The following is an 8,424-nucleotide window of genomic DNA, read 5'->3' on the forward strand; positions in this document are numbered from 1 at the left end:
ACGAGGTGCCGCTCACCTTCTCAGGTGAGCGGCACCTCGTTCTTTGTATGGGGGTGGGGCCCCAGCGGGGCACGCCGCGGCGAAGCAGCGCTACAGCACCAAAGCGCTCATCACCTCGACACCCACCACGCTTGTCAGCTGGGAGCGGTCACAGTCCGCGCGCTGCTCCGAGTTCGCGGAAGATCGCCTTGTTCAGGCGGAAGCCAAGTTCGGCTTCGGCGATGAGAGCTTCCTGCTGTGCTTCGCTCAGCGACACAGCGTCAAGCTTGGCCCTGTAGTCGTCCTTGAACAGCTTCGGCTTGTCGATTCCGGGGAAGCGCCACATGTTGAGTGCTTCGTCTTCGATCGAGTAGTGCCGCTTGACCAGTTTGCCGATTGCCAAGCCGCCGGACAGGTCACCCAGGTAGCGCAGGTAGTGGTGGGCCAGCAGCTGTTCGGGCTCAAGCCCAGACTGGAAGCGCTCTGCCAGCAGGCGCGTTGCTGTGACCGGCACCGGCGGCTTCCTGTCAGTGCCGAGCAGCTGGTCGAGGTCGTCATTGATTGCCTGCGTGCGTGCCAGTCCGGGGTGGTCGAACATTGCGAGCACCGAACCCGATGATGCGGCCTGCACAGCCGATTCCAGTGCCGGATACAGCACTGCGTACTGTTCCAGCAGCGCAATGTAGGCTTCGCGGTCGAGTTTTCCTCCCATGAGGTCGACGATGAACCGTTCGGATTCGGCCGCGCTGTGTTCGCGCTGGGTTTCTTCGCGCAGTCGCTGTGAGAATGACGCGGTTTCCGCGGGTGGGACTGTGATGGTCATGTTTCCTCCACGAGGTGTTGGCCCGGTTTCGGGGTTTCTTTCTTTTTGTCTGTAAGTGGTTTAGGTCCAGGTGCTCGGGTCGAGCCCGATACTTCTGCGCAGCAGCCAGCCGATTCCGACCGTTGCGGCAATGCCTGCGGCTGCGGTTGCTCCGCCAAGCCCCCAGCTCTTCGCACTGATTGAGCCCATACCCTCGGATCGGCGAGCTTCGGCTGCGGTGGCAGCGAAAGCGGTCTTGTCTTCCACGTCTGCCGGCTGAGCATTGGGGCTCTGCGGCAGAGCGCCCGGCCCACCGCCGGACCCGGCAGCACCGGGGCCGCCAACAGTGCTTCCACCGGGCACGGTTGAACCGGTTCCGGCTGCACCGCCTGCACCGGCTGCGCTTTGACCAGGTTTGGCCGGTTCTGACGCTGGGGGCTCGAAGCTGTTGTCAAAGGCAACCGTCAGCGGCAGCGCGGGTTTGCGTGCGTCTGCAATTCCGCCCGAGGAGTACCAGTAGGAGCTCTGCCCGGTTTTGACGTTGAAGTCGACAAAGCTCTTGGGGAATGAACCCCATTCGCTTCCGGTGCGGTCCTGCGGCGTCAGACCGCCGCCGGCTTCGTATTCAACTCCCTGGTAGTCGGGGGTGACGGTGAATCCGCCGTCCTTGACTGCCTTGTCCACATCGAGCCCGGAGAATGTGGCCAGTGTGATGGTTTCGGACTTCAGCTTCTCCCATTTCGACAGGTCTTCCATGTCTGCGCCGTAGCCGGATGCGGTACCCGTCAGCTCGCCCTTGCCGTCCTTTGTGACGGTCAGCTTCGGATCGGCGACCGACCAGTAGGTCATGCCGGAGTAGAACACGATCGTGAATCCGCCCTCCCAGCTGGCAGTGATTCCGCCGTCCTCGAAGTCAATGCTTCCGGCGCCCATGTTCAACCGCGATTCGTGGTGCGAGTTCTTGTCCGCTGCCACGACTCGCCCGCCGTAGCGGTCATCGCACTTGTTCTGCCATGTTGCGGTGTGGAACTTGCCGGATGCGTCGGGCTTTTCGATTTTCACGTTGCCGTCGCTGGGCTTGTACAGCTTTCCGGGTGCGTCCCACACAACCGCTCCGCCGTTGTCCGGGGACACGCCCGCGGACAGGAAGTTGCAGGTGCCGGGTGCGAACCCACCGGCGCTGCTTTCCTTGTTGATCGCCCAGAACAGGGTCGCGTCTGATCCCTTCGGGGTTTTCGATGGCTTCTTTTCTTCTGACGAGGTGCCGCCCGGCTTCTCCTTGCTGTCTCCCCCGGTGTCGGGTTTCGGCTTGGGCTGCTGCGAATCAGTCGGAGGCTGTTCGGGCACGATCGGGGTGCCCGTGAACGACACGCTCAGCGGACTGGGCTTCTTGCGCACATCAGCGGCTCCGCCGGAGGTGTACCAGTACTGGGTCTGGCCGGTCAGTACGTTGAAGTCCACCCAACTCTTGGGGAACGAACCCCAGCCTTCTTTTTCTTTGTTCTGGTCTGGCTGCCCACTGTCGATGCCCTCGTAGTCAGGGGTGACGGTGAAGCCGTTTTCATCGAGCTCAACCTTGTTGTTTTCGAAGTCGGCGATGGTGCCTTCAACGGGGTTGAGCTTTTCCCACTTGGATAGGTCCTCCATGTCGGTGCCGTAGCCGGAGAAGGTGCCGGTGAGCTTGCCCTTGCCGTTCTTCACTTCGAGCTTGGGGTTGCTCACCGACCAGTAGGTGTATCCGGAGTAGTACACCAGGGTGAACGAACCCTCCCACTGGATGGTGCCCGTGTTCGCAGCGGTGTCCACTTCTCCCTTACCGCCGGAGAACTGGACGTAGTTTCCAGAGTTCACGCCTGAGGTGTTGACGCGTTTGCCTTCCGGGGTCTGGCATTTGTTGTCCCACGTGATCGGCTGCGTGCCGCCATCAGCGGTGGGCCGCAGAATCTCCACGTTGCCGTCTTTCGCCTTGAACAGTCCGCGCTTTTCGGCGTCATTCGGCCACAACGAGGATCCCCCGTTGTCGCCTGCCACACCTGCGGAAAGGAAGTTGCATGAACCGGGCAGATACGCACCTGAGCCGGATTCTGCATTGATTCCCCACGTGAGGGCGGCGTCTGAGATTTTCAGCTTCGACGACTCAGCCTCGGACCCTTCCGCGCTGTCAGCAGGCGATGCGAAGGCTGCCGTGCCGATTGCTATACCCGCAGCAAAGAGGAACAGCAGAAACGCTGCCGCGGCTGCCACCAGGGTTATTGCTGTGCGCTTCATCGCTGATCCTCCCGTGCATCTGCTTCGCCCAGCAGGCGATCCATGACGAGCGTTGGGGAATCTCCTCCTGCAGCACCGGGTGGTGTGCCCTCGGAATGCACCTGCTGACTGCCCGCCGCCTGACGCTGCGTGTGGCTGCCGGTGGCCCCTGCGTCGTTGTGGATGAGTTCAAAGAACCGCATGGGTCCGGCCGCAGGTTGGTCCTGTGCACCGGGCTGCTGAGCGTAGGACTGCTGTTCGGCGATGACCGGATAGCGCACTCCCGCGTCTTCCATGTCAGCGCGGGCGATCTTGGCATCGGCTGCCCTTTCGCGTTTGCGGGTGCGCGCATCCTGCTTCACGCGGAACTTCTGCAGTTTGCGTTCGCGCTTGTGCTCTGCCGCGATAGCGCGCTTAGCCCTGCGCGTGCGCACACGCTCCAGTGCTTCGGGGCTGACACCCAGAAGCAGCGATTTCACTGCCATGTAGGAACCGACTCCCACGGCCAGGGCAATCGCACAGATGGCGAGAACCACTCCGATCATCAGCAGAAACACCATGCGGTTGGCGTTCGTGTTGATCGCATCCACCTGGTCGGGCTCCAGCAGGGGTCCTGACACCGGCTGCTGCCCACCCGCTGTTCCCGGTGCCGGTGCGGCGGGGGCTGCTGCGTTCTTCTGATCCTTGTTGTCCTTCTGCGCATTGGCTTTCGGTGCGGCTGCCGCGCCGGCTGCGCCGTTGTTCTGCTGCTGTTCGCCGCCGGACTGGCCAGCCGCTGCGGCAGCAGGGAACTCAATCGGCGTGAAGGTTTCGTTCTTGGCATTCGCCACGCCGTGCGCGCCGATCGTGATGATGCCGCAGCGCTCACGCGTGCAGTCAACATCGACCGGATTGCGCTCGCGGTCATAGGACGTGAAGCGAGCGCCCGGCAGGATGATTTCGCCTGACCATGTTCCGTCGGCCTTCAGTGTGCCGCCGTTGGCGGCGTGAGCTGTTGACGATCCCGGGAACGTGACGAACAGCTGATAGCCCACCGGATTCGATTCATCGTCATAGGCGTAGCGCAGGTTTGTGCCCGTCTTGCCGCCCTTGCTGGGCTGCCACGTGCCTTCGGCAACACCGAACAGAACATAGATGCCGCCGAAGCCGTTCTGCACCGATTGGAAACCGCTGCCGGAGAGTTTGAGGGTCGAGGTGCCGTCAACAGAAGGCGTCCCCGACACGGAAACCCGGGCCGCCGCCTGGGCGGGTTCGGAACTGACAGCGGCACTCGCGAAAGCGCCCATGCCGCCTATGAGCACAGCGGCAGCCGCGGCAGCCAACCGCCGCAGCCCCAGCCGCTTCTTCCGGCTGCCCGGTGCGTGTCCAGGCTGATTCATGACATGTCCTTTCTGGAAGGGCGAACCGGCACCACAAGCGGTGAACCGGATACCGGGTCGGTGAGAACAGTGACGGGATGGCCGTAGGCTTCGCTGATCCGCTCGGCTGTCAGCACCTCTTCCGGTGTGCCGTCAGCGGCGATGCGACCGTTGTTGAGCAGGGCAATTCGGTCCGCGTAGGCACCGGCCAGATCAAGGCTGTGCAGAACCACGACAACAGCCGAGCCGGTGGCCGCATATTCACGGGCAATCGTCAGTACGAGCTCCTGGTGGCGGATGTCCATAGCCGCTGTCGGTTCGTCCAACAGCAGAATCGGGGCGGCCTGCGCAAGGACGCGGCCCAAAGCGGCGCGCGACCGCTCCCCTCCGGACAGCGAGGTGAAGGTGCGGGAAGCAAAGCGGCTCGTGTCCGTGCGCTCCAGGACTGCGGACACGATCGTGTCGTCATCGGCTGCCGCCTGCGTCCGCTGCCACGGGGCGCGGCCCATTTCAACGACCTCCAACACCGTAAACGGGAAGGACACATCGACCTGCTGCAGCAGAACAGCCCGGCGCATAGCCAGTTCGCGGGTGTTCCAGGCATAGGACGGGTGATCGTTGATGGTGACTGACCCGGAGGCTTCCTCAACATCCCCGGTGATGACACCCAGAAGTGTGGACTTCCCGGCGCCGTTGGGACCGACAAGAGCCAGCACCTCGCCCGCCCGGACATCCAGACTGGCCCCCTCAAGTACCTTCCTTTCGCCGTCGTAGGACACCGTCACCTGGTCCACCGACAGCACGGTGCTTCCCGGTGCGGGGACTTCCGGCAGACGGCTTTCACGGCTGCGACGCAGCTTTTCGATCATGCCCAGCCTCCTGCCTCACGACGGCTGCGGCGCAGCAGATAGAAGAAGTACGGTCCGCCGATCAGCGCGGTCAGCATGCCAATCGGGAGGTCGGCGAACTCGATGAGCGTGCGCGCAGCCAAATCGGCAAAGGTCAGCAGCACCGCGCCGCCGAGGACCGATGCCGGCAGCAGCAGACGGTGGCCCGGCCCCAACAGCATGCGCATCAGGTGCGGAACCACCAGACCGACGAAGGCAATGATGCCGACAAACGCAACCGCAGCACTGACCAGCAGAGCCGACAGGACCATGGCGTACAAGCGCAGACGCTCAACATCGACACCCAGGTGGCGGGCCGCCTTTTCACCCAGAGACACCAAGTCCAGGCCCCGGGCCAGGAACATCGTCAGGCCGATTCCCACGACCACCAGCGGAACGACAATCGCAACCTGTTCCCACCGGCTGCCGTTGAAGCTGCCCATCTGCCAGAACACGATCTGCTCACGTGCCTGCGTGGGGGCTTTGAACACGATAAACGAAATGAGCGCACCGGAAATCGCGTTGACCGCAACACCCGTGAGGATCAAAGTGACGACTTCCGTCCGGCCGTTCGACCGCGCCAAGACGTACACGACGATCGTTGTCACCAGACCGCACACAAACGCCAGGAACGGAACCGTGAATCCGCCCAGGAAGCTCAGGCCGTGCAGAAACGCAAACGACGCACCGACGGCAGCACCAGAAGACACTCCGATCGTGCCCGGCTCAGCCAGCGGATTGCCGAAGATGCCCTGCATAACAGCACCGGCAATAGCCAAGGCAGCACCCACAAAGACCGTCAGAACAATCCGCGGGAAGCGCACCTCCCACAGGGCCTCAGCACCGAATTCGTGCGACGGACCGGGCAGCCAGTTGATGCCCACCGACTGCAGAACGGAACCCACAACTTCCTTCGGCGCAATGTAGAGCTGACCCAACATGGCCGAAAGCAGAGTTCCGCCAAGAAGCAGAACCACCAAAGTGGTGAAGACGGTGGTCACCCGAGCAGCCGACACCCTCCCGGAAGGCTTCTCACCGCGTCCCTCCCCCGGAACCCGGGCGGCAGGCGCCGAAGAAGCAGAACGGGAGCGGCGCCTCGTGCGCTGTTCGTCCAAAGGCGAACCGGCAAAAGGTGCGGGCGCGTCGAAACGCTCAGCAGATCTGGAATGAGTAGTGCTCAAGGGTTTTCTCCTTAGGCATCCGCTTCAGCGGACTTTTCCTGTGGGACGTAGGCGTATTCGGGGGCGTGGACTGCCGTGCCCAGGGCTGCGATGACCTCCGCGGTGCGTGGGCCGAAGCTCATGACTTCGTAGTCACTCATATCGACAATCCGACGGTGTTTGCCGGCGGGAGTCTGCGCAATGCCCGGCAGTTTGAGGGCTTCGTCGATGCCGCCGACGCTCTCCAGGCCCTTCGTCATGACCAAAATGACGTCCGGGGCGGCCTTCACCAGGGCTTCCGCGTTGGTCGGTGACATGCCCGCAAAGCCGACTTCAGTCGCAACATCACGTCCGCCGATTGCCTGAATCAGAGAGTCTGCGCCGGAGCCTTTGCCGAACCAGTAGTAGATGTCGCCGCGCAGATACAGGAACACCGTGCGCGGACGGTCCGCCGGATTGTCCGGTGCGAGTGCCTGGATTCTCTTTTGGGTTTCGGCGATTTCCTTATCGACGCGCTTGGCCAGCTGTTCACCCGCATCCTGCAGGCCCAGCGCTTTGGCAACCGCAACGATCTGCGGGCTGACGCCCTGCACACCGTCCTCCGTCGCCGACGGAATGAACACCACCGGGATGCCGGCATTGCGCAGCTGAAGCTGAACGTCATAGGGGCCAATCGTCGAATCGGTCAGCACCACTGTGGGTGCCAGATTGAGGATTGCCTCCGCGTTGAGTTCGTGCCCGTTCTGGGTAACCAGCGGAAGTTCTTTCTGGCCCGGCATGAGCGACGACATCTGCGTGGAAACATCACGGCCGACCAGATTGCAGCCCAGACCCAGGCCGACAACCGCGGCGGCCAAACCGCCGTTTTGGTTGAGCGCCAGAATTCTCGAGGTGTCACGCACCGTCTGTTCGGGGCCATCGTCCGAGGTGACAGTCACCGGGAGGGTCTGCTGCTGATCTGCGAAATCTGCAATCGGCCGGATTTCGGAGGCCTGGGTGTAGGCAGTGGTCGGGCCGTGGATCTTGCTGACCGGACGTTTTTCGGAACTGGGAACATCCGGGATGTTCGGAAGCTGCGCCGCCGAGGTCGCCGGCGGGGGTACGCACTGTTGGGAGTGCGCGACATTGAGGGTGCCGACGTTGTGGAAACCGTTGTTCCACAGAAAAAGCCCAACGGCGAGCACCGCTGCGGTTGCCGCGGCACGCCGTTTTCTTCGGCGAGGCATACGGCGCAAAGCCCGATTCAGGCCTCCTGGGCGACCGGGCTCTTCAGCCCGGCGCCACGCCCGAGAGTTGAGTTTCATTGCTTCCTTTTCTGTTCGAGTGCGCCTGAGGCACTCAACAAACATTCACCGAACCGTGAGTTGACTTACAGGGTGACTATAACTAAGGATAGCCTTACCTAAACGTTTTAGATCAAGTCAGTTTCTCGTAAATCAGTTGCGAAATGTACGCACGACGTAAGTCCACAAGGAGAACAATGAAGTCATCATCGAGCGCGCCTTCGCGCCGCAATTGGCGCGCCTGCCTGGCCGGAAGCGTGGCATTCGCGCTGGGCGGGGCCGGTCTGCTGTCCGCGCACCCCGCCCAGGCCGCAGAACTCAATGTTTCGGACGCTGTCTTCAGCTGGGGTATCAACGCCGAATCCGGTGCGGGCGCTTATGCTCCCGGCACATGCAACTTCCTGTCCGCGGGAGTGTCCGGCGACGCCGGGAAGTCCTCACCGTGGTCAAAGGAAGACGCGGAAGCTAAGAAGCTGTTCAGCCCGGAAGAGGGCAACGTCAAGATCCTGCGCCCCACCGCTGATGGCGGCACGCAGCCGATCACGTGGGACAACAAGTGCCAGACCCCGGAAGGCGAGCGCCTCAACACGTGGAACGGCGACAAAGCCAAACGGTCGGGCAACTTCGTTGAGATCTCCGGTGGCAAGGGCACAATCGACCCTGAAACGAACTCCGGCACCATCCAGTGGGAGGGTTCGTTCACCCTGG

Annotated in this window: 6 protein-coding genes and 1 pseudogene; 1 reads left to right on the forward strand and 6 read right to left on the reverse strand. The window is 62.6% G+C overall.

What is annotated here, in order from left to right; genetic code table 11:
• Positions 1–148 precede the first annotated feature (148 nt).
• The 6 genes from HMPREF3162_RS01105 to HMPREF3162_RS01135 form a co-directional block, all read right to left on the reverse strand.
• Positions 149–802 (reverse strand): biliverdin-producing heme oxygenase, encoded by a 654-nt coding sequence (locus tag HMPREF3162_RS01105; RefSeq protein ID WP_061941810.1) that lies wholly within the window; start codon positions 800–802, stop codon positions 149–151.
• Positions 803–862: 60 nt separating this feature from the next.
• Positions 863–3,049, reverse strand: a complete 2,187-nt coding sequence (locus HMPREF3162_RS11945; RefSeq protein WP_070776638.1) for an HtaA domain-containing protein — start codon at positions 3,047–3,049, stop codon at positions 863–865.
• Positions 3,046–4,407, reverse strand: a complete 1,362-nt coding sequence (locus HMPREF3162_RS01115; protein WP_070576078.1) for a hypothetical protein — start codon at positions 4,405–4,407, stop codon at positions 3,046–3,048. Before HMPREF3162_RS01115 ends, HMPREF3162_RS11945 begins: the two co-directional genes overlap by 4 nt.
• Positions 4,404–5,255 carry a heme ABC transporter ATP-binding protein gene (locus HMPREF3162_RS01120; protein ID WP_062020000.1) on the reverse strand — a complete coding sequence of 284 codons (852 nt, stop codon included), beginning with the start codon at positions 5,253–5,255 and terminating at the stop codon, positions 4,404–4,406. The genes HMPREF3162_RS01115 and HMPREF3162_RS01120 overlap by 4 nt, the downstream gene beginning before the upstream one ends.
• Positions 5,252–6,274, reverse strand: a complete 1,023-nt coding sequence (locus tag HMPREF3162_RS01125; RefSeq protein ID WP_019174173.1) for a FecCD family ABC transporter permease — start codon at positions 6,272–6,274, stop codon at positions 5,252–5,254. Before HMPREF3162_RS01125 ends, HMPREF3162_RS01120 begins: the two co-directional genes overlap by 4 nt.
• Positions 6,275–6,465: 191 nt before the next feature.
• The gene (locus HMPREF3162_RS01135) at positions 6,466–7,737 is read right to left on the reverse strand and encodes a heme/hemin ABC transporter substrate-binding protein (RefSeq protein WP_070576074.1); all 1,272 of its coding nucleotides are present in this window, start codon (positions 7,735–7,737) and stop codon (positions 6,466–6,468) included.
• Positions 7,738–7,913: 176 nt separating this feature from the next.
• Between HMPREF3162_RS01135 and HMPREF3162_RS01140 the strand changes: the two are divergent.
• Positions 7,914–8,424, forward strand: a pseudogene (locus HMPREF3162_RS01140) (cell surface protein); the annotation flags it as partial.

The organism is Brevibacterium sp. HMSC07C04, assembly GCF_001815905.1.
GTDB lineage: Bacteria > Actinomycetota > Actinomycetes > Actinomycetales > Brevibacteriaceae > Brevibacterium.